The 21,964-nt window shown below is 43.9% G+C and carries 15 protein-coding genes; 4 read left to right on the forward strand and 11 right to left on the reverse strand.

The annotated features are described in order from the left end of the window. Window positions 1-35: 35 nt before the first annotated feature. The 10 genes from G5S32_RS02555 to G5S32_RS02600 form a co-directional block, all read right to left on the reverse strand. Complete coding sequence (locus G5S32_RS02555) at window positions 36-911, reverse strand: glucosamine kinase nucleotide-binding domain-containing protein (protein WP_165310341.1); 876 nt, start codon at window positions 909-911, stop codon at window positions 36-38. Beyond that, complete coding sequence (locus G5S32_RS02560) at window positions 904-2,676, reverse strand: glycoside hydrolase family 9 protein (protein WP_165310342.1); 1,773 nt, start codon at window positions 2,674-2,676, stop codon at window positions 904-906. The genes G5S32_RS02555 and G5S32_RS02560 overlap by 8 nt, the downstream gene beginning before the upstream one ends. A 127-nt stretch (window positions 2,677-2,803) precedes the next feature. Continuing rightward, window positions 2,804-3,799 carry an ABC transporter ATP-binding protein gene (locus G5S32_RS02565; RefSeq protein WP_165310343.1) on the reverse strand — a complete coding sequence of 332 codons (996 nt, stop codon included), beginning with the start codon at window positions 3,797-3,799 and terminating at the stop codon, window positions 2,804-2,806. A 51-nt stretch (window positions 3,800-3,850) separates the two neighbouring features. Next, on the reverse strand, window positions 3,851-4,834 hold the full coding sequence (locus G5S32_RS02570; RefSeq protein ID WP_165310344.1) for an ABC transporter ATP-binding protein: 984 nt from the start codon (window positions 4,832-4,834) through the stop codon (window positions 3,851-3,853). Between the two features lies 1 nt (window position 4,835). Continuing rightward, window positions 4,836-5,861: an ABC transporter permease gene (locus tag G5S32_RS02575; protein WP_165310345.1), complete on the reverse strand. Its 1,026-nt coding sequence runs from the start codon at window positions 5,859-5,861 to the stop codon at window positions 4,836-4,838. Between the two features lie 2 nt (window positions 5,862-5,863). Further along, complete coding sequence (locus G5S32_RS02580) at window positions 5,864-6,850, reverse strand: ABC transporter permease (RefSeq protein ID WP_165310346.1); 987 nt, start codon at window positions 6,848-6,850, stop codon at window positions 5,864-5,866. 145 nt (window positions 6,851-6,995) lie between these two features. Then, window positions 6,996-8,666 carry an ABC transporter substrate-binding protein gene (locus G5S32_RS02585; RefSeq protein ID WP_165310347.1) on the reverse strand — a complete coding sequence of 557 codons (1,671 nt, stop codon included), beginning with the start codon at window positions 8,664-8,666 and terminating at the stop codon, window positions 6,996-6,998. A 1,036-nt stretch (window positions 8,667-9,702) separates the two neighbouring features. Continuing rightward, the gene (locus G5S32_RS02590; RefSeq protein ID WP_165310348.1) at window positions 9,703-13,089 is read right to left on the reverse strand and encodes a response regulator; all 3,387 of its coding nucleotides are present in this window, start codon (window positions 13,087-13,089) and stop codon (window positions 9,703-9,705) included. A gap of 162 nt (window positions 13,090-13,251) precedes the next feature. Then, window positions 13,252-14,277 (reverse strand): 16S rRNA (guanine(1207)-N(2))-methyltransferase RsmC, encoded by a 1,026-nt coding sequence (rsmC, locus tag G5S32_RS02595; RefSeq protein ID WP_165310349.1) that lies wholly within the window; start codon window positions 14,275-14,277, stop codon window positions 13,252-13,254. A 102-nt stretch (window positions 14,278-14,379) separates the two neighbouring features. Beyond that, window positions 14,380-15,465: an AI-2E family transporter gene (locus tag G5S32_RS02600; protein WP_165310350.1), complete on the reverse strand. Its 1,086-nt coding sequence runs from the start codon at window positions 15,463-15,465 to the stop codon at window positions 14,380-14,382. Between the two features lie 36 nt (window positions 15,466-15,501). Between G5S32_RS02600 and G5S32_RS02605 the strand changes: the two genes are divergently transcribed. Next, window positions 15,502-15,660 carry a hypothetical protein gene (locus G5S32_RS02605; RefSeq protein WP_165309909.1) on the forward strand — a complete coding sequence of 53 codons (159 nt, stop codon included), beginning with the start codon at window positions 15,502-15,504 and terminating at the stop codon, window positions 15,658-15,660. Between the two features lie 44 nt (window positions 15,661-15,704). On the opposite strand, the gene hemL is transcribed toward G5S32_RS02605, so the two are convergent. Further along, complete coding sequence (gene hemL / locus G5S32_RS02610; RefSeq protein ID WP_165310351.1) at window positions 15,705-17,000, reverse strand: glutamate-1-semialdehyde 2,1-aminomutase; 1,296 nt, start codon at window positions 16,998-17,000, stop codon at window positions 15,705-15,707. Window positions 17,001-17,292: 292 nt separating this feature from the next. Between hemL and erpA the strand changes: the two genes are divergently transcribed. The 3 genes from erpA to G5S32_RS02625 all read left to right on the forward strand — a co-directional run bounded on the left by erpA (window position 17,293) and on the right by G5S32_RS02625 (window position 21,944). Beyond that, complete coding sequence (erpA, locus tag G5S32_RS02615; protein WP_165310352.1) at window positions 17,293-17,634, forward strand: iron-sulfur cluster insertion protein ErpA; 342 nt, start codon at window positions 17,293-17,295, stop codon at window positions 17,632-17,634. A 93-nt stretch (window positions 17,635-17,727) separates the two neighbouring features. Further along, entirely contained in the window at window positions 17,728-18,846 is a 1,119-nt protein-coding gene (locus G5S32_RS02620; RefSeq protein ID WP_165310353.1) for an efflux RND transporter periplasmic adaptor subunit, read from the forward strand. A gap of 8 nt (window positions 18,847-18,854) precedes the next feature. Continuing rightward, entirely contained in the window at window positions 18,855-21,944 is a 3,090-nt protein-coding gene (locus tag G5S32_RS02625) for an efflux RND transporter permease subunit (protein ID WP_165310354.1), read from the forward strand. The last annotated feature ends 20 nt before the right edge of the window (window positions 21,945-21,964 follow it).

Raw genomic sequence — 21,964 nt, forward strand, 5'->3', positions numbered from 1 at the left:
AACCCTTAATAGACATTCTCTAAATACAACTTCTTCTAATACAAATTGTGAGCTGGCTTGCCAGCAAACATCAGTGCGCCTTCTATAGCGTCGAACTGGGGGGGAACAATCCACTGCTGAACTGTCGGGGATAGCCAATTCAAAATACGTTCAGCGATACTGCCCATCAGGCAAATTTTCTCTGCGCCTTTGCGCTGGAGAGCGTTTAAGAACATTTCGATATCTGCTGCTGTTTCTTTAAGCAGTTCAACAGCAAGGGCATCGTTTTGCTGCGCATAAGAAAAAATGGCTGGCGAAAACTGACCATAATCACGGGGAAGCGCGGACTTAGACCATTCAACAATTTGGTCTACGTCATTATCAAAATGCTCCATCACGTGCTGGCTCAGTTTAGTGTGAGGGCGAATGCCATCTTGTGTCAGAGTCACTTTCTGAATCAGGCTTAAGCCCATCATGGCGCCGCTGCCTTGGTCTGAAATTGGGAACTCTCTGCCGCCCACCACATGCTGTTGCCCATCTTTAAGTAAAATGCCGCAAGAGCCCGTACCCGCAATCATAATGGCGCCGTCCTGACCATTGTGAGCACCTAAACAAGCTCCGTATGCATCGGTGTTTAATGTGATGGATGCAAAAGGGTGTGGTTGCTGCATAAAAGCAAACCATGCCGATTTTTGTTCTGCTCCCGCTAACGCAAGTCCCACATGCATTCTGTGTAAGTGAGTCTCGTCTAGACCACCTTGCTTTGCGGCTATGCGGATAGCTTCAATGATGGAACGCAAGGCAATGTCTACCCCAAGCAGGATATTCGCGCTGCCACTTTTACCCTCGCCAATTAGGTTGCCTTCTGCATCTCTAATGCGAGCTCGACAGGAAGTACCGCCACCATCAATGCCAACATAGTAGTTACACATGACATGTCTCCTTTGACTGCTCGCACCCAGCCGATTTGTAATGCTCAAACTGGCTCATGATCGCCAGTAAGTACCAAGCTCCATGAGGAATCCATTGTTCTCCCCATCGCCAGTTTTGCATCATGTCGTCTTTCTGTTTTTCGGGATTGAAGGCAATATCTTCTGGGTCTTCAAACCCTGCGGTAATGCCATTGCAGACACCACCTTTAGCATTAAAGAATCCAAGATGTGGTAAGTAGTCCGGATTGTTACGCCCGTGCCCGTCGAGCATGCACATATCGTATGGGTTTAAGCCAAGTACCCAGTTCAGAGCATCTTGTGCAAAGCTCAGCAGTTTGTGTTGTAGTTGTTGGTCTTTTAAGTACGGTTGTACCTGAAAAGCCATGACTGCAAGCGAAGCCAGACGGGCGTTTTCACCCTGCCACCAATAGCCAGTTTCGTTGTTTTGTGAAATGAAGAATGCGCTACGTTTGTCGCCATCCACATCTTTGACATATTGACGTGGATAACCAAACGGATTGCGTACTGAAGAAGTAACGGTTAGCTCAAACAAGCATGATTGCTGCACGGTTGTTTGCACCAATGCTAAACGTTCTGTGCAAGGTTCGATATCAAGGTATTCACACAGAGCAATGACAGGAAGCCCAGCTTCTGCTGCATGATAGTAAGGGCGACTACCGGTTTCGTTTGCTGACCAGAAGTTAAGATAGTTTTCGTCGACTTTCTGTCTTGCAGATAAGCGTTCAGCCCAGTTTCTTGCTTCTTGTAAGTAAGTCTGCTTTAAGTCTTCTTCTGATACAGAGCGATACAACTCGCATGCTGCAAGTAATGCGCAGTATTCATCGATGATGTTTTCTACACCGTCGTTGAGATAATGAGTGTTGTATTCTTTTAAATGCCAATAGCCTTTCACAGCTGCATTTAGATAGTCTTCACTGGTGTATTCACCGTGGATATCGCATCTTGCAGCCCTTGCAAGCGCTGCAATAGCCACACCACCGCCTTGACGGAAGCCGGCTTGATAATCGTTGGATTTGTGACCCTGCTGAGTTTCATAAGCACAGATCTCTCTGCGCTTGATGTCTTTACTCCACTGGTCGAAAACGGTCATGTAAAAAAATCCCTCGGAGTGCTGCATACGAACTAAGAAATCAGCACCAAACAACGCCTCTTCCTTAAGGCGAGTGCGAGAAAATGCAGCAAACTCCGAGCGATGGTCTAAAAGCGCTAACCCTTTGAATAGGTTCCATACCACAATGGGGGTTTGTTGTGGATTCAAATAGTTAGCGTAAGAAAGGTGACTTAAATATTTGCTAACGTCACCTGAAGCGTCGTACCAGCCTCCATGCACATCGGCAGTGGATGATGTGCCTAGTAGAGGTACAGACTTATCTTGCTTGTCAAAAATTCCGCCACAGCGCTGTGACTTAAAATAATACAGCACATCGGAAAAAGTGCGCTGCATCAGTAGACCTTGAGCAATCGTAAAAACTTCAGATTGAGTACTTTCAGATCGAGAGTTTTCAACACGTAAGTAAAAGCTGCCTTCCCCAGTAAACGGAGAAAAGTCGATGCGATGAAAATACCCTTGATGCCAATTCGCCACTTTACCGTGTCGCTCAATTTTGAGTTGAGCGACAGTCTTATGGCTATAACTGCAAACAAGTTGAGCAAAAGTAGGGTGTAGCTCTGAGGTTCGACTCAAAAGCACCGCCTGTTTTGGTCCAAATGTTTCATAGCCAATGTGGTTGATCAGTAACTGCATTTAGGTCTCCAGTTGCCTTTCTTGACTAGCACTGCCAAGGCAGTGCTAGCTTTCTTAATACATCAGGTTTACCCAAGACGAAGGCAAATCTATAAGTTATTGTTAATATTTAGTTTTCGTATGGGTTTTAGTGTTCGTATAAATAACAGCGGACGAAGTGATTCTCTGCCAGTTGCGTCACCGCTGGTAATTGTTCACGGCATTTGCTGGTGGCATGGGTACAGCGTCCAGCAAACGGGCAGCCCACAGAGGCTGGAGTCCACAATGGGATCTCACCTTTGTTGCCTTTTAGCTTTTCGTGGATCGATTTCTTTGGATCCGGAACCGCTGAAACCAGTAGCTGGGTATATGGGTGTTGCGGATCGTGAATGATCTGCTCGGTATCACCCCATTCCACCATGTGACCGACATACATAACGGCGAGATCTTCTGCGATGTAGCGAGCGGTTGCGATGTCGTGCGTGATATAGAGAAGAGACATTTTTTTCTCAAATTTCATCTCTTCCATCAGATTTAACACGCCAGCACGAATCGAAACGTCGAGCATCGAAGTCGGTTCATCAGCGAGCACCACTTCAGCACCCACAGCGATGTTGCGAGCTAAGTTGACACGCTGACGCTGACCACCAGAAAGCTGGTGCGGATATTTTTCTGCTGTCTCTTTAGGTGGAATTAAACCAACCTGTTCCAGCAAGTCATACACGCGTTCTTGAAGCTCTTTCTTATTGCCAGGCTTCACTTTTTTATGGATTAAAAGTGGGCGGGCAATATGGTGAAAAATGGTGTGCGTTGGGTTAAGTGAACCAAATGGATCTTGCCAAACCATTTGGATTCCCTCGCGGTAATGCATCAGATCAGAACGAGATTTGATCTCTTGAATATCACGACCTTTGTACTCAATGTTGCCTGAAGTTGGTGCGTACATTTTTGCGATCATTTTGGCTGTAGTGGATTTGCCAGAGCCTGATTCACCGACCACTGAAAGCCCGCGACTTTTATACATTTTGAATGACACGTCGTTGATAGCGCGCATCATTGGTTGTTTCAGCGTATTGCTGTTGATCGGGAAGTCTTTGACCAGATTCTTCCCTTCAATTAATAGATTTTCATTTTGGATATTCATATTTTTCTCCACCCCTAACTTTGCGAATAGCTTGACCGTAACCCACTCAAACTAGAGCTTTACCTGTGCAATCGGCTCACCGTAAAGGTGGCAATTTGAATAACGTCCCGGCTCAATTTGACGAAGTAGAGTCGACACTTTGGTACAGGTTTCATGGACACGATCACAACGCGCTTGGAAACGGCAGCCCTGTGGGATTTCCAGTAGGTTCAAAGGATTCCCCGGAATACCTGTGAGCTTGGTTTTTGGTCCTGTTAATGGTGGAAATGAACTACCCAATCCTTTGGTGTAAGGATGGAACGGGCTTTGTAGAATCTCTTTTGAAGGAGCTACTTCAATCAGTTCTCCGGAATACATGATGCCAATGCGGTCGGAGAACTCGACCATCAAAGACAAGTCATGGGTAATGAACAAAATAGAGAAGCCGAACTCTTCTTTTAACGCATAGATCTTTTGCAGAATCTCACGCTGAACAACCACATCAAGTGCCGTGGTCGGCTCATCCATGATGATCATCTTCGGGTTAAGCGCTAGCGCAATCGCGATCACTAAGCGTTGACGCATACCTCCAGAAAACTGGTGTGGGTAGTCATTTAAGCGGCTAGGGTGAATGTCTACGATTTCCAACAGACCTTCAGCGCGGCGTTTTGCCTGCTCTCGAGTCAAATTGGTATGGCGCATAATCACATCACAGAACTGCTCTTCCATACGCAATACAGGGTTAAGTGCGTTCATGGCGCTTTGGAATACCATCGACATCTGGCTCCAGCGGAATGACTGCATTTTGTCATCGCTGTACTGAAGGATGTCTTCGCCATTGAAAATCACTTCACCACCGGTAATAAACGCTGGCGGCTTGTGTAGACGCATTAGCGAGAAGGCAACGGTTGATTTACCACAACCTGATTCACCTGCTAGGCCAAAGACTTCTCCCGGTGCAATATCAAAGCTGACGTTGTTACAGGCACGTACATCACCAGCGTCAGTAATGTAGTCCACGCATAAGTTGCGGATTGAGATAAGTGGTGCTGTCATGTTATTTGTCTCCGCTCCAAAGTGCATTTTGTGGTGGCAAGTTAGGCTCGCGCGCTGATTTGTCTTGCTGAGCGAGTTTCTTCCAACGTTTCATCCCTTTGTGAGAACGCAATTGTGGGTTTGCGATTTCGTCCACTGCGAAGTTAAGCAGTGCCAGACCAGTTACTAGCAGAGTCAGTGATAGACACGGAGCTAGTAGTTCCCACCATGCGCCAACCAGCATAGATGAAGAGGTTTGTACGTTGTAAAGCATGATGCCCCAGCTGATGGTGTTCGGATCACCTAAACCTAGAAAGGAAATAGTGGCTTCCATCATTACTGCGTACATTACCGAACCGATGAAGCTTGCGCCGACAATCGAAATAAGGTTTGGAAGAATCTCAACGAAAATAATGCGCCATGAACTCTCACCTAATACTTCAGCGGCTTTGACGAACTCTTTTTCACGCAGTGCTAGCGTCTGAGCTCGTACCACACGAGCACCCCATGCCCAGGAGGTACACCCTATGATGAGGGATATGGTTAGAGGGCCGGCTTCTCCTATGAAGGCTGCAACTACGAACAGCAGTGGATATTGAGGAATAACCAGCATGATGTTCATTGCTGCTGTTAAAAAGTCATCAACCTTGCCACCGAAGTAACCAGCGGAAACGCCAATGATGGTCGCCAGAAAACAAACTGTGATACCCGCACCGAAGCCGACTGCTAGTGATACGCGAGCACCGTAAGCGACCTGCGCCCATACGTCACGGCCCATACGAGTTGTACCAAGGGTATGATCAGCTTTTTTCGACATCGCCAATGTTCTTCTGTCGGTTGCGAAGTTTTCAGCAACCCAACCATGGGGATCGCTTTTCGCCGCTTTCACTACAAACGAAGGGTATTCATGTGGGTTACCTGTACGTTTGTCGGGGGCATGTTTTGTAATCAAAGGTGCTGCAATTGCGATAAATAAGAACATCGACAGTATGGCAACGCCAATCATGGCTACTCGGTTACCCGATAGAAGTTTCCAAAGTGCTTTCATGATTATTTACCTCCCTTACGTAGACGAGGGTCGAGTACGACATAAAGCATGTCTGCGAGCAGGTTAAAGAACAGCATAAACAGAGTCATGATAAGAAGTTGACCTTGCAGAACTTGGTAGTCACGGGCAGTAATGGCGTTAAATAGCACAGTGCCAAGACCTGGGTAGTTGAAAATGATTTCGATGATGAGCTGACCACCAATCGCCATGCCTAATGACATAGAAAGCGCTGTTACACTCGGTAGCAATGCGTTACGCGCGGCATAGTTGAAAACAACACGGTTTTCGCTCAGACCTTTGCCTTTAGCCATCGTGATGTAGTCTTCAGCCAGTAAGTTGATCATGTTGTTACGCATGTTGACCAAGAAGCCGCCGATTTGAACGATAGACGCACAGACAAGAGGCAGTATGGCGTGATAGCCCACATCTTTAATAAATGCCCAGCTTGTCCAGTCAGGCATTGTACCTGCTGTGTATGCGTAACCTGTTGGGAACCACTTCAGACCGATAGCGAAGATGAACATGGCAAGCATTGCGATAACGACTTGTGGCACTGCTTGGATAACCAACATTCCCGGAGTGATAAAAGTGTCGTAGCGGCTACCACGTTTCCACGCGGCAAAAATACCGAGAATAGAACCTATTGAGAAAGAGATAATGACGGCAGTACCGGCTAGAAAAAGTGACCAGCCAAATGCACTACCTAAAAGATCATTAACGCTCAAAGGGTAGAACTTAATTGAAGTACCTAGCTCCCAGCTAAAGATACTCTTCATATAAGTGATGTATTGTACGTACCAAGGACCATCTACGAAGCCAAGTAATTGTTTCATAGCTTCGATACGCTCTGGTGTTACTTGCGTGGTTGCGTTAGCAAACATCATGGTAACTGGGTCACCAGGCATTGCTCGCGGGATAATGAAATTGATGGTGGCTGCGACAAGCAGCGCTGCAAAATAAAATGACAAACGTCTTAAAAAATAACCCATAACTTACACCTTACTCACCCAGTGTGTTTCTGATTGCTAGCGAAATTTAGAGCGAGAAATCCCCTAACGCAGAGCGTCATAAATTGTTTAAATAGTGGGGATTTTTAATAGGCGGCGTACGAGGTACGCCGCAAAGAATGAACGTTTACTTAACTGGTTTTAAGTCCAGTACGTGTAGTAGACGCTCTGGGATACCAGCCCATACGCTTGGACGACCTTTCGGGTTGTCTTCGCTCCACCAACCAGTGAATCGAGTGGTGTTGTATTGGTACATCCAAGCTCCTGACAATACAGGGATAGTAACTTGGTTTTCAGCGATGATTTTCTGAATACCGTGAGCAATTTGTACCTGCTCGTTCTTATCCGCTGTTTTATAGAAGCTATCTAGTAGACCGTCTAGCTTATCGTTTTTGTAGAAGTGCATTGCGAAGCGAGGCATACCTTCACCACCTTGAAGTGCTGAGTTATATGCACTGTTCCAGTATAGGTAAGGGTCAGCACCGTGGAAGTAGTTTGTGTATGCTACATCGTAAGTACCTTTCAGCATTGCTTCGTTGTAAACCGCAAACTCAGGAGTACGTGCTTTCGCTTTGATACCCACTTCAGTTAATTGCTCAACTGCAAGTTGCACAGTGTTGTTGAAGTCAGTCCAACCGTTTGGAGACTGAATTAACAACTCAAAAGATTTACCAGATGGTGTATCTACAAAGCCGTCACCGTTTACATCTTTGAAGCCTGCTTTAGCAAGAAGTGCTTTCGCGCCTTTAGCATCGTATGTGTTAAAGCCTTTGTACTTGTTATGAACGGTTTCATCAGACCAAGCTTCAAATGCGTAACCTAAGCCCGATGCGAAGTCGTTCACTGTACCGCCACCGTAGAACGCGATGTCGATAATCGTTTGACGGTCAATCGCCATAGAGAATGCGCGACGGAAATCAACGTTAGTTAATGCTTCATTCTTCGCTGCATCAGGATTTTTGAAGTTAACCACGAATGCTTGAGTACCCGATGCTGGATACCAGTAGTGGTGGTTAGGACTTGCTGCTGCATAAGTACGATCAATGTCAGGAATGAAAGATGAAGTCCAATCCAGCTCAGAATTGACGACTTTGCCTAGTAGTTGGTCGTTGTTTGCGATTTGTGGAACACGTAAACAATCAACTTCTAGATTTGCCGCATCCCAGTAGTTCGGGTTGCGACACTGAACATAAAGTTGCGGAGTGAAGGTATCGATTTCAGTGAATGGACCTGTACCAACAGGGTTTTCATTGGTGAAGGTTGTTGGCTCTTTGACATCTTTCCAGATGTGTTCAGCTACGATCGGTACAAGCGAAATTTCGTATGGTACGTTGGAGTTCGCTTCAGTCAGTTGGAAGCGTACGGTGTATTCATTTACTTTTTCTACACTCTTAACCCATTTGTTGATACCACGTTGGTCAAGCTCAGGTTTGTTTTTTAGTAGCTTATAAGAATAGATGATGTCATCAGCAGTAAACGCTTCGCCATCAGACCATTTCACGCCTTTACGAACATTAAATGTAACGCTCATTAAGTCGTCTGCCATTTTGTAGCTTTCAGCAAGACGCATCACCGGAGTGTTGCCTTTCATCTCGTTGAAAACAACTAATGGTTCATAGATAAAGTCAGTTGTCGTACGTAGGTTTGTTGCTAAGTATGGGTTGAAGTTACGAACCATAGTTGGGTAAAAATCAGGCACTATGGTTAGCTCACTGCGTGCTAATGCAGGAGCTGAGACGCTAATTGCTCCAGCGATAACGGCTGTTGCGAGTGCTGTCTTTTTAATATTGGCAAGCATAGCTGTTCCTTACTGTTTGCTTCATTTCACGAATGGATATGAATGTCATCATTGGATGAACAATGTCCAAAGGATTACCTCATATTGAGTTCCACCAGCGGAGGAGCTTGGTGGATATGAGTGGCCTGTAAACCGTTGGCTGAGGTAAGAAAACACTCTGTGCGAGTTTTTGGCAAATTCATTTCTCGTTAAAAACGTCAAAACTGTTCCTATCTCCGTCATTAACGTCAAAACTCTTTCTGTTTGATGCTATTTTGACCGTTTATTGTCAGGGGTAAAACCACTTTATTGTGACGATTTTTACTGGTGAGTTAGTGGTTACTATCGTGTTTTTGCTTGTTTTTTTTAGGTGTTAATTTGTTTTGCTATAAAGTGAGAGGATTATCACTAACAATTTTCTCCGTTAATTTGTCTCAGTAAATTAATTCTGGCGAATTGTTGTGATTCATATCCCATAGACAAACAATTTCTTCCTTTTTGCTTAATGTTTTGAGTTTTTAGCGCCTCGATATACATCAATTTTATCTAAATAAGCTCTATTTAGAATGGTTAATTCTCTTTGTTAATTAACTTTAATAAAACGAATTTCGCAGTGCTTAAATGCTCATATATATACTAGGGGATTTAGGCGATGAGAACGATAAAGGTCTTAATTCAGAACGCTATTGGTATTGTTTGTCACGTAAATTTGCACTGTAGAAGCGGTTCAACATGTGAGTAGAGGTAGCTGAGAGGTAAAGGTGACCGTCGATTTTATACCATTCTGGAAAAGTTCCTGATCAGTGAATGGGCGTTGATAAGCAAACCCTTCGAGCCATGGATGGCTCGGCGGAGCTTCAGGGACGAATGAATGCGCGTTTGCGTTTGACGCCTATTCGCTGTTCTACCGATGCTCTGTCTGATCATATTTTTATCTAGGATAATGGTATTAGTTAGTGGAAAAAAGTAGTGAGTAGCAATAAAAAAGCCCACAGCTGTGGGCTAAAAGGAATTTCATCATTCCAATACAACACTATGAAACGTAAAGAAGAATATTCTACATAGAGGCTATCAGCTTCTGAAGCTTATTACGCACCGCCTCCAAGTGAATGCGCTCTGTTCCCGGATCATTATGATGTTCAAGGATATAATCGAGAGAGTTCAGCACAGTACGCCAGCGCGGCGTTTTCGGTACTGTTTCTACTCGCAGGTACTTATCAAGTGTTCGGGTTTGCAATGTGCTTCGGTCGAGATAGACACGCCATAGACCACTTTGTTCAGCGAAGGTGAACTTAGATTGACCCGGAGCTTTCTCCCAATAGTTGAGTGCACTGGTCATCGCATCGACAAGCACTGCTCGCATGAGCTCTTGCTTCGATTGGTTGTCTCCTTCCGCTTTATCTGCAATGCGGGTAAATTCACCCCCGAGTTCTTTTAGTTGCTGCAGCCTCTCTTTATCCCCACTGAATGCGTAGCTCGATAATGCGTCCACTGCTGTTTCCAAATTAAGTATCCTTTGCGCACTTTGAGCACCACCGACGTTTAATATATAAATAGCCTGCATACCAGAACCTTTAGGGAGTCTGAGAATATCTGCGGATAAGTGGAGTCGTGAATCACCAACAAAAATATCCACCTCACCACAATAATGTTCTTGAGTAATGTTAAGATATTTATGAGAAAACAGCTCTTCAGCACTGGAGCGTTTAAGTTGCTCTTGGGTGCGTTTAAAGAGTCTAGAGGCTGCTTGGTTTGCAAACAGAATCTTGTTGTTTTCTTTTAGGCAAATAATAGCTTCTGGAGAAGAATCAAGTTGCTCTAAAAGTCTTTCTTGTGTCTCTAATAAATCAGCTTCAACGATATTTCTCTGTTTGATCTCATTTTGCAGTTCAAGGTTTTCCAATCGTTTTTGCTCTGCTTGACTCGCGGCTAGATGAGCATGGATACGTGCTGCCAGTTCCTTTTTATTGAAAGGTTTCGACAAGTAGTCATTCGCACCTGCTGCAAATCCTCTCAAACGGTCTTCTGTTTGATTTAAAGCAGTAAGCATGATGATAGGTAAATCTGTAATACTGTATGTTTCTCTTAATTTTTCACAAACTTGATAGCCACTCATACCTGGCATCATGATATCGAGTAGTAACAGCTCGGGTTTCTCTTTTTCAACCGCTTTGAGTACATCATTACCGTCAGCGACTGTCCGAATACGATAACCTTCTAACCTTAAGAAGCTATCCATAATACGAAGGTTCACAGGTTCATCATCTGCGACCAATAACAACGGACCATCGTGGTTTTCCGGTAAATCATTCGTATCTGGAAGTTCAACTTCGCCAATGTCCGGAGCCTGAAAGTGGGGCTGTTCGGTCTGTTTGGCTTGCTCAATCTCTTTAATTGAAGCAATAGGTAATGTGAAGCTAAAGGTGGTACCAACCAGTGGCTGGCTACTCACATAAAGGGTGCCATGCATCAATTCTATCAACTGACGGCTAATGGACAAACCAAGTCCCGAACCTTGACGGTAGCGATTTGTATCTACTGTTCCTTGAATAAGCGGTTCAAAAATATGCTCTAGTTGCTCCGCAGGAATCCCTTGACCAGTATCTACAACTTGAACTCGAACTTGGTCATCGATCTGTGAAGCGGAAATGACGATCTTACCTTCTGATGTATATTTGATCGCATTACCGATAAGGTTATACAACACTTGCTCTAGACGTTGTGGATCGGCAGAAACCCAGAACTGATTGTCGGATATCTGGTTGATGATCCTGAGCGGCTTTTTACCAAGCAGATGGTTGGAGAGCTCTAGCACTAGTCGTGTCGAACTCGAAAGATCCACTGCATTGCACTGAATATCCAAATCACCATAACGCATCTTGTGATAATCGAGTAAATTGTCCACTAGGCGAGCAAGGCGTTGACCGCTAGTGGCGATAATATCTAACTGGTATTTGTGGTCAGAAGTAATAGGGCCGTTTGCACCTGAAATCAGCGCTTCAGCAATACCGATCATGCCGTGTAATGGGGTTCTCAGTTCGTGAGAGGTTGTTGCTAGAAACTCGTCTTTGAGTTTGTTGGCTAGCTGCAATTCTTCGTTTTGTTTACGAATAATTTGGATGTTTTTTTCCAGTTCACTGTTTTGCGATTTGATGAGCTGGATTTTTTCACGGATGGAGCGCTGCATACGCTCGAAACTGACAGCAAGTCGACCAATCTCGTCTTTGCGCTCAGTGTTAATCATGCTTTCATCGAGATCGCCGGCTGAGGCACGCTCAGCAGCCCAAGTGAGTCTTAATAACGGAGCTGTAATGAAATTTGAAAGCATATGAGATGCGATGACCACCAATACGATGGCTGTCAGCATGGCAAATATGAATAGCTTTTCTAACTGGTTAACGCGTGCAAAGGCTTCTTTCTCTGGCAGCTCAACGATGATGGCCCCGTGTGTATTTTTAAGATTGATTGGTGCGTAAGCGGCAATATTTTTCTCACCGAGTGTATCGGTATAAGTGCCCACATCAATTTTGCCTGATAGCGCTAAATTGATGACTTCACCGCTTTTATCAATCTCGTCTTGTAAGTACGAAAGCGTTAGCGAGCGATGATCTTGTCCTACAAGCAGTGTTTGCATCGCAGAACTGCTACTGTCGGCGATGAGTTTGGTGATGCCTTTATTTGGCAAGCGGAACATGGCGTAACTGTGCAAATAGCCTTGTTGGATGATAGGTGCGCCAAACCAAGCGTATTGTTGCCCATTTTCCTCAATGAAGTCTGAAAGAATGACAGGGGTATAATCTTCGTCGGTTTTTCTGTGCTCAGAAACGGTTTTCTCTAATAATTGAAAGGTTTGCCCAAGATTGGCATCCTTGAACTTTCCAGAAAACAGGTTGGTGCCGTACTCCTCATTCTTGTTGATTGAGTAAGTGACGTTCCCGTTTAAGTCGACTAGTAAAATATCATCAAAATCAGAGCGTTTAAGTAGCTCCATATACGCCCAGTGATAACGTTTATGCAAAAGGCGGTAACGTTCACTACCAACATAACTGCTAGATTGAGGAAGAACGGAAGTTTTCACTTGATCGCCCGATCCAAGAATATATCGCTGTTGTGCGTTTTCCCGCGCTTGTTCTATATCTTCACCTAAGCGAGAAAATGCGTTCACTAAGCCGTAAAATCTGCCGCCACTGGCATACGCTAGCTCTGAACGAACAAATCCCATTACTTCTGATTCTTTAGCATTGAGATAGTCGATAACTTGCTGCTGTTTTGTATCTCGAACAGACAGAAGGTGGGAAGTGCTTTGTTCTTGAAGATCATCAATATGAGACTTCAGGAAGAAGATAGCGGTAATGGTTAGAGGGGTAATGCTCAGCACCAGAAAGGCTAGCATTAAGGTGTTTTGTAAGCGTTTAAACTTTTGCCTGCGATAAAACCTAAACATATCAAAGAGATTTCTTTCAATGAAACTTGCAGGTAAACCTGCAAGTTATGTGATTGACAAAAAAACAGTTACGCAGAAGTTAACAAGTTTTTTTTCTTTGACAAGTAAGTCCCACTTAAATCGTGGTCATAGGCTCACTTTTAGCTAATTTGTAACCAAATGTTAGGCTTTGTTTGCGTGATAAATAGCGAATTTACTGGTCTTATTTAACGTCTCGCAATTACCTAGTGATTGCTCAATAATTGGAGGGTATTTCAAGAAACTATTGGCAACAACGAACAGTTCACCGCCAGAGTGTAAATGGCTTGCTGACTTTTCCAAAAGCGTTTCAGTTGCGTTGTAGCTAGTATCTAAACCTGCATGGAAAGGTGGATTTGTGACAATGAAATTGTAGTCAGCCGCGGTATCTGAATAGATGTCTGATGCAAATACACGACCAGATAGACTGTTTGCCTTTAGGGTCTCTTCGCTTGAGCGAACGGCTAGCGCGCTAATATCACACATTTCTAGCTGTATATTGCTATTTAGCTTCGCCATTACGCAGCCAAGTACACCCGCGCCACAGCCAAAATCAAGTACTTTGCCCTTCAGATTCGGTAAGGTATCTAGTAATAGACGGCTACCTAGATCAAACTCACCGTGGCTAAATACTCCAGGTAAACTACGAATAGTGAGTTCATGCTGTTGATAATGAACGGTATAAGATTTAAACCAATCTTCGATGTGAAAAGCTTTTGGTTGTTCTAAACATTGTCCCCAATAAAATGAACAGCGACGAGCTGAGTCGAATTTTGTAATTCTGCCGTAGCTTTCGAACATCTTTTCAATGCTTTTTACGCCAGAGCGATTTTCACCGACAACGACAATTTCAGTATTTACACCAAGCTTTGACATCAACATAGCAAGCAGGTATTCCGCTTCCATTTTTGCTTTTGGCCAGTACAGCAGCACCATGTCTGCATCAATATCACTTTCCAATTCAGCACCAAAATGGACGTTAATTGTCGACTTTGATTCAAGTTGGCGATAGTAACCATAATTAGTGGTGAACACAGAAACAGAAAGGCAGTGTTTAGCAAGTTCTACTGGAAACAGATCTTCTGCCTCTCCTGCTACGAGTACTTTTTTGTTTTCAAAGTACGCTAGTTGACGCAGGGCAATCTGGCTTGGGGTAATGTAATTAGACATTTAGAGCCTGTTATATTTATGGTTCAATGAAGCTAGGTTCAATGTGAAGTGATTCTTTGTTGGAGCCGATTCTCGCATAGTCGGCTCCAAGCATGAAGTATTTTAGCTGTTGTCTTGATTGTCTAAGAAGTTGTGGAATTCTTCTTCGTAAATATTAAACAGCACAATCGCGATAGCAAAAATCAGTGGCCCATAGATAAGACCAATCAAACCAAACAGTTGGATACCACCTAAGAGTGAGAAAAAAATCATCAAAGTGTTCATCCCAGCACTGCCTTGCATCAGGAATGGTCTGAGTAGGTTATCAATCGATCCCACGACGGCTACGCTCCAAACCGCAAGGAATATCGCCCACGTTGTATCTCCCGTTAGGAATAAGTACGTCGCTGTTGGGATCCAGATAAGTGCTGTACCAACAACGGGAATGAATGATGCGAAGCCCATCATTGTTCCCCAGAATAGACCTGGAAAACCCGCTAGCCACATACCAATACCGCCAGCGATGCCTTGCGCTATAGCTGTTAAGAAAGATCCCATCACTGCCGATTTAGAGACACTTTCTATCTCATCCAACAAACGATCTTCTTGGCTGCGAGATAGAGGTAATATATGACGAATGTTTGCGATGATTGTATCTCTGTCTCGCAGTAGAAAGAACAGGACGAATAACATTAAAAAGAAGCTCATGATGAAGTTAGTTGCATCACCCAAAATTTTGGCACTGATGCCAACTAGGTTGGTGCCAAAACTTGTCGCAAACTGAGCGATTTTCTGTGCGATTTGTTGGGGATTAATTCCGTCAAAAGGTAAATACTGGTTAGCCAGAGCCAAGCCTTTCACTACTAATGGGTGATTGAACAACGTTTGGATACCGCCGTGAGTGACCCATTGATAAACGTTTTGGGAAAACTTAGAACCTTGCTGGACGATAGCTGCGAAAACAAATAGCAGCGGAATGACGATAATAAATGTCAGAATAATGCAGGATAGCAAGGATGATATATTTTTATGAGTTGGCATCAAATTGTCCAACTTCTCATGTAGTGGAAACATGAGCATTGAAATAATAAATGCCATCACAATCGAATTGATATAGGGTTCTACTAGTAAGTAACAGGCGAAACCCGAGACAAGTAGGGCAATAACGAGAACCCAATGGCTGGATGTGATTTTAATTTTTTCTGGCACTTTGGTTGTCCTAGTAATCAGATTGATTAGTTTATAATGGCTGTAATTCAGTCAGTTAGCAATGAAGAGGCTAGTATGGGATGTTGCAATGATGAGAAGTGTTGTGAAACCAAGAATGCAAAACGTCGTAAATTTTCATGGATTGGAGCGGTTATTGTCGTTCTTGTTGTGTTAGTTGTTACTAACTGGAAATAAATAAGGCTGCTTCAAGCAGCCTTATTAAACTTCACCATTAACCTTTACTGTGCTTCTGCTGCGATAATCGCTAAACACTGATCTGCGGCTTCGAGAGTGGCTTCGATTTCTCTTGAACCGTGAGCTAGAGAAGTAAAACTTGCTTCAAATGCTGATGGAGCAAGGTACACACCTTTGTCCAGCATTAAGTGGAAGAAGCGTTTAAAGCGTTCAACATCACATTTAGTCACATCTTCGTAGCAAGTAATTCTGTCTTGCTCAGTAAAGAAGAAGCCAAACATACCACCCACTTGGTTCACCACCATCGGTATGCCGTGTTTGTCAGCTAGGTACTTAAAGCCATCTGCTAATTGTTTAGTTTTAGCTGCTAGGCGTTTTTCGTTACCTTCCTCTTTTAGCAAAGTTAGACACGCAAGACCGGCAGCCATAGCAACAGGGTTACCTGATAATGTACCTGCTTGGTATACTGGACCTGTTGGAGCGATGAACTGCATCACGTCTTTACGACCACCAAATGCGCCTACCGGCATACCGCCACCAATCACTTTGCCTAGTGTGGTTAAGTCTGGTTTGATGTTGTAGTGAGCTTGAGCTCCACCGAGTGCGACGCGGAAACCCGTCATTACTTCATCAAAAATTAGCAGTGCGCCCTCTTGGTCACAAATTTCACGCAGACCTTCGTGGAAACCTTTAACGGGTGGAATACAGTTCATGTTGCCCGCGACAGGTTCAACGATGATACAGGCAATTTCACCTTTGTTTGCTGCAAACAATTCACGCACAGATTCAAGGTCATTGAAGCGAGCGGTTAATGTGTGTTTTGCAAAATCTGCAGGAACACCAGGTGAGCTTGGTTGACCTAACGTTAGTGCACCAGAGCCAGCTTTAACTAATAAGCTGTCTGCATGACCATGGTAACAACCTTCAAACTTGATGATTTTGTCTCGACCAGTAAAACCGCGAGCAAGACGAATAGCACTCATGGTTGCTTCTGTACCTGAACTAACCATACGCAGTTGCTCCATTGAAGGAACTAACTCAGATACAAGTTCAGCCATAGTAATTTCGATTTCAGTTGGAGCTCCGAAACTTAGGCCACGGTTAGCTGCATCGATCACTGCTTCACGTATGACCGCGTGGTTATGGCCAAGAATCATCGGTCCCCAAGAACCTACGTAATCAATATATGCTTTTCCATCAGCATCAAATATAAATGCGCCGTCTGCTCGCTCAATAAATATTGGAGAGCCACCAACGCCGTTAAATGCACGAACAGGAGAGTTAACGCCGCCAGGAATCTTTAATTGAGCTTTATTATAGAGATCAGCTGATTTGGTCATGGATAGTTCCTCTTTATGATGTCTCGGACCAAGTTGCTGTGCATTGTACGCTTGTGCAGGCTGAGGTGAAACGTTTTAACCAAATTTCTGACTCTTCTCACTGAGTTATTCTGCTCGTTCGGAAAAAATAGAACCCATCATTTTTGATGACAATGAACTTAGTATCGGTGAATACTTGAACGTATAGGTCAGGTATTAGATAATCGCCGCATTATTAAAAAAGAGTCATGTCCATCAGATTGATATCGTGAATAATATCTGGTGTGCATTTACGCGACTGAGAGAGGTCATTGTGAGTGAAGTAAATGTACCGCTATCCTTTTCGGATGCAGCGGCAACACGCGTGAGAGCGTTGATTGCTGAAGAAGAAAACCCAGCACTAAAACTGCGTGTGTATATTACAGGTGGTGGTTGTAGTGGCTTCCAATACGGATTCACATTTGACGAGAATGTTAATGATGGAGACACCACAATTGAAAATAGCGGTGTAACCCTAGTGGTTGACCCTATGAGCCTGCAATACTTGATTGGCGGAGTGGTTGATTATACTGAAGGACTGGAAGGTTCTCGCTTTTTTGTAAACAATCCAAACGCAACAACCACATGTGGTTGCGGTGCATCGTTTAGTGTTTAACTAATGATGCAGAGTGAATTAGCCATGATAGCTGATTCACTCTCCTTGCATATGTGAGCTGTTATGCAGGGATATAATTATAAAGGATTGTCCATGTCTTATTTCTCATTGAGAAGTTTACTTGGGGGCGGCTATTTTTCACAAAAGCCCTGGCTCGTTTCTTTCATACTGATCATACTTTTAACCCTCTGGCTGAGCCTTGGTTCAATTAACGCTCAAGAACAAGCCCCTGAAAAAGCTGCTGATACAATCCCACTGGCTAAAGTGATGTATCAGACTTTCCATGCCCAACCTATCGAAAAAACAATTGACCTCTATGGACGAACTGCACCTGATAAACAAGCGCGTTTATCTTCTGAAATAGCAGGTAAAATCCTCGCAACTGAAATCGATAAGGGGGAAAAAGTCACTAAAGGACAAGTTATTGCACTTATTGACCAAGGTGATTTACAAGCTCAGCTTGATAGAGCTAAGTCCGTTCTGTCGGTGAAGCGTCAAGAATATAAGGCTGCAGAATCACTTAAAAATCGTGGTTTACAAGGTGAAATTGCTTATATCAATGCTCTTGCTGCATTGACGGATGCTAAAGCCAGCGTTGCATCTGTTGAGCTACGTATAGAGCACACTTCTATTGTTGCCCCTTTTGATGGTGTAGTTGAGAACCTGTTTGTTGAGCAAGGTGATTTTGTTGGAGTTGGCGATCCTGTTGCTACACTCATTGATCTGAAAAAATTGGTGATTGAAGCAAACGTTAGTGAGCGCCACATTCAGAGCATTACCCAAGGTCAGCCTGCTACTATCCACTTTATTCAAGGTGCTCAAACTCAGGGGACAGTTCGATATTTATCTCAGCTTTCATCTCCTTCAACCAATACTTTTGCCATTGAAGTGGAAGTTCCCAATCCAAACCAACATATTCCAGCAGGGGTAAGTACTCAAGTTGAGCTGAACTTAGAAACTCAAATGGCGGTGAAAATTACTCCCGCGATGCTTGCTCTTGATGATGAGGGCAATCTAGGTGTGAAAACATTAGTTGAAAACAACGTCCATTTTGTTCCTATCCAGTTAGTAAAAGCGGAGCAAGATGGTGTTTGGTTAACTGGATTGGGAGAAGAAGTTGATATCATTACACGCGGCCAAGGTTTTGTACGTGATGGTGATGAAGTCGTGGCAGTTAAACAGACATCAGAGTTAGAAACCACTAAGCCTTAGGAGGCGACATGTTTGCGTTAATTGATGCGGCATTGTCGCGTACTCGAACGATGCTCGTGCTACTAGTTTTCATTCTTGTAGCTGGGGCATTAACCTATGTCACGATTCCTAAAGAATCGAGTCCAGATATAACGATCCCAATTATCTATGTTTCCGTTTCTCATCAGGGTATTTCACCGGATGATGCTGAACGCCTTATTGCCCGCCCCTTAGAGCAGGAATTACGCTCTATTGAAGGCATTAAGGAGATGACATCTAACTCATCAGAAGGTTACGCTTCCGTCGTGCTTGAGTTTAACGTCGGTGTCGATCTTGATAAAGCAATGGCCGATGTGCGTGATGCGGTAGATTTAGCTAAGCCCAAACTACCTGCAGATAGTGATGAGCCAACCGTTAACGAAGTGACATTGGCAAATGCTCAACCCGTACTATCGGTTGTGCTATATGGCACAGTACCTGAACGTGGCATTGTGCAAATAGCGCGCTTACTAAGAGACAAGCTGGAGAGTTTTCGACAAGTTCTTGAAGTGGATATTGCGGGTGATAGGGAAGACATTGTTGAGATCATTGTTGATCCGCTACTCATGGAAAGTTATGGGTTAGATCAAGGGGATATTTACAACCTGATTGCGTTGAATAACCGTGTTGTCGCTGCTGGATTTGTTGATACTGGCTATGGTCGATTCTCGGTCAAAGTTCCGTCGGTATTTGATTCAATAAAAGATGTTTTAGAGTTGCCAGTCAAAGTAGATGGCAAACAAGTCATCACGTTTGGGGATATTGCTACAGTAAGACGAGCATTTAGAGACCCGAGTTCATTCGCAAGACTGGATGGAAAATCAGCGATTGTTTTGGATGTTAAAAAGCGCGCGGGTGAGAACATCATCGAGACGGTAGAGCTTGTTAAAACAGTTATTCGTGAAGCGCAAAAGCGAGAAGACTGGCCATCCAATCTATTAGTTAAGTATACATGGGATGAATCTCAAGATGTTGAGATGATGCTTAATGACTTACAGAACAATGTGCTATCGGCCATTATTCTTGTGGTTATTGTGATCATTGCTGTGTTGGGTGCCAGAACCGCGCTGTTGGTGGGGGTATCTATTCCTGGTTCGTTCTTAATTGGTTTGCTTTCTCTTTCGGTATTTGGCTTGACGGTTAATATCATTGTCTTATTCGCTCTCATTATGGCAGTCGGTATGTTAGTGGACGGAGCGATTGTTGTTACTGAATTTGCTGACAGAAGAATGCTGGAAGGAATGCCAAGAGGGGAGGCGTATCGTGATGCTGCGAAACGTATGGCATGGCCAATTACAGCTTCGACTGCGACCACGCTTGCAGCATTTGCTCCATTGCTGTTTTGGCCTGATGTGACTGGTGAGTTTATGAGGTATCTTCCTCTGACTCTGATTGCTACTTTAACCGCTTCACTCATTATGGCGATGTTGTTTGTACCTGTATTAGGTAGTGTAATGGGACGTCCGCAAAATGTGACAGCAGAAACTCGAGCAAACATGGTCGCTCTACATGATTGTGACTTTGAAAAAGCTACGGGCATTACAAAACTTTACTACAAGACTCTTTCTATCGCGTTACATCATCCGCTGAAAATTCTGATTAGTGCGATCGTAATGTCTGTCGCGATTGGCTTTTCTTATGTGAAAGCAGGAAATGGCGTGGAATTTTTCCCAGAAGTCGACCCTCCATATTTCAACGTGAAAGTGCGTTCTTATGGCGACCTTTCTATCAACGAAAAAGACGCCATCATGCGCGAAATTGAACAAGTTATGTTTGGTCATGATGAGTTTGAAAGTGTTTATACCCGAACGGGCGGTGATGATGTGATTGGTCAGATTCAGGTGAAACCTGTGGACTGGCAATATCGCCGTAAAGTGATGACCATCATTGATGAGCTGAAACAGACAACCGACAAGTTCTCTGGTGTGGAAATTGAGTACAAGTTCCCTGATGCAGGGCCGCCTGTAGAACATGATGTAGTAATAGAGTTGTCAGGCAATAACCCTCAAGAGTTAGAACTCGCAGCGAAAACGGTTCGTCATTGGGCTGACAGTAATGCCGCTTTTACCAATATTAGTGACACGTCTTCAAAACCGGGTATTGACTGGCGAATTGATATTCGTCGTGACGATGCTTCTCGCTTTGCAGCCGATGCTACTTTGGTTGGCAATACGGTTCAGTTTGTCACCAACGGTTTGAAAATTGGTGACTATCTGCCTGATGATGCCAATGAAGAAGTGGATATTCTAGTCCGTTATCCAGAAGACAAACGAGATATCGGGCGTTTTGATCAGCTTCGAGTAAAAACGCCCGCAGGTTTAGTTCCAATTACCAATTTTGCTGAAATTAAACCCGATCATAAGCAAGATACGATAAAGCGCGTCGATGGTCGCCGAATTATCAACGTAATGGCTGATTTGAATGAAGGTTATAATCTAGCATTAGAGTTGCCGAAAATTGAACAAGCAATGGATCAGCTCGGGTTTCCAGCGAGTGTTGAGTTTAGAATGAGGGGGCAGAATGAAGAACAAGAGCATTCAGCGGCTTTCTTAGAAAAGGCATTTTTAGTGGCATTAGTCGCGATGGCGCTGATTCTAGTGACTCAATTTAACAGCTTCTATCAAGCGTTCCTGATCTTAAGTGCTGTATTGTTCTCGACAGTGGGGGTGTTCGCAGGTTTACTTATTTTCCAAAAGCCGTTTGGTGTAATTATGTCAGGTATTGGGGTTATTTCTCTCGCAGGTATCGTGGTAAACAACAACATTGTTTTAATTGATACTTATAATCAACTGATTAAACGCGGTATGGACAAAAAAGAAGCGATACTTCGGACGGGTGTTCAGCGTTTACGACCGGTCATGCTTACTACAATAACCACTATCCTAGGCTTGCTTCCGATGGTTCTTGAGATGAACATTGATCTCATTAATCAAAAGATTGAGTTTGGAGCACCGAGTACTCAGTGGTGGTCACAATTGGCAACTGCTGTTGCAGGTGGGCTTGCTTTCGCAACGGCTTTGACTCTTGTTCTGACACCGTGCTTACTGATGTTAGGTCGAAATAAGCACAAAGATTTGTAGCTTCTCTTAGAGTTCACATG

Source organism: Vibrio ziniensis, assembly GCF_011064285.1.
Classification (GTDB): domain Bacteria; phylum Pseudomonadota; class Gammaproteobacteria; order Enterobacterales; family Vibrionaceae; genus Vibrio; species Vibrio ziniensis.

What these genes read in the sequence shown, in the direction of transcription:
- G5S32_RS02555 (WP_165310341.1), bottom strand. Translation starts at nt 911, where the DNA reads ATGTGTAACTACTATGTTGGCATTGATGGTGGCGGTACTTCCTGTCGA.
- G5S32_RS02560 (WP_165310342.1), bottom strand. Translation starts at nt 2,676, where the DNA reads ATGCAGTTACTGATCAACCACATTGGCTATGAAACATTTGGACCAAAA.
- G5S32_RS02565 (WP_165310343.1), bottom strand. Translation starts at nt 3,799, where the DNA reads ATGAATATCCAAAATGAAAATCTATTAATTGAAGGGAAGAATCTGGTC.
- G5S32_RS02570 (WP_165310344.1), bottom strand. Translation starts at nt 4,834, where the DNA reads ATGACAGCACCACTTATCTCAATCCGCAACTTATGCGTGGACTACATT.
- G5S32_RS02575 (WP_165310345.1), bottom strand. Translation starts at nt 5,861, where the DNA reads ATGAAAGCACTTTGGAAACTTCTATCGGGTAACCGAGTAGCCATGATT.
- G5S32_RS02580 (WP_165310346.1), bottom strand. Translation starts at nt 6,850, where the DNA reads ATGGGTTATTTTTTAAGACGTTTGTCATTTTATTTTGCAGCGCTGCTT.
- G5S32_RS02585 (WP_165310347.1), bottom strand. Translation starts at nt 8,666, where the DNA reads ATGCTTGCCAATATTAAAAAGACAGCACTCGCAACAGCCGTTATCGCT.
- G5S32_RS02590 (WP_165310348.1), bottom strand. Translation starts at nt 13,089, where the DNA reads ATGTTTAGGTTTTATCGCAGGCAAAAGTTTAAACGCTTACAAAACACC.
- rsmC (WP_165310349.1), bottom strand. Translation starts at nt 14,277, where the DNA reads ATGTCTAATTACATTACCCCAAGCCAGATTGCCCTGCGTCAACTAGCG.
- G5S32_RS02605 (WP_165309909.1), top strand. Translation starts at nt 15,502, where the DNA reads ATGGCTGTAATTCAGTCAGTTAGCAATGAAGAGGCTAGTATGGGATGT.
- hemL (WP_165310351.1), bottom strand. Translation starts at nt 17,000, where the DNA reads ATGACCAAATCAGCTGATCTCTATAATAAAGCTCAATTAAAGATTCCT.
- G5S32_RS02620 (WP_165310353.1), top strand. Translation starts at nt 17,728, where the DNA reads ATGTCTTATTTCTCATTGAGAAGTTTACTTGGGGGCGGCTATTTTTCA.
- G5S32_RS02625 (WP_165310354.1), top strand. Translation starts at nt 18,855, where the DNA reads ATGTTTGCGTTAATTGATGCGGCATTGTCGCGTACTCGAACGATGCTC.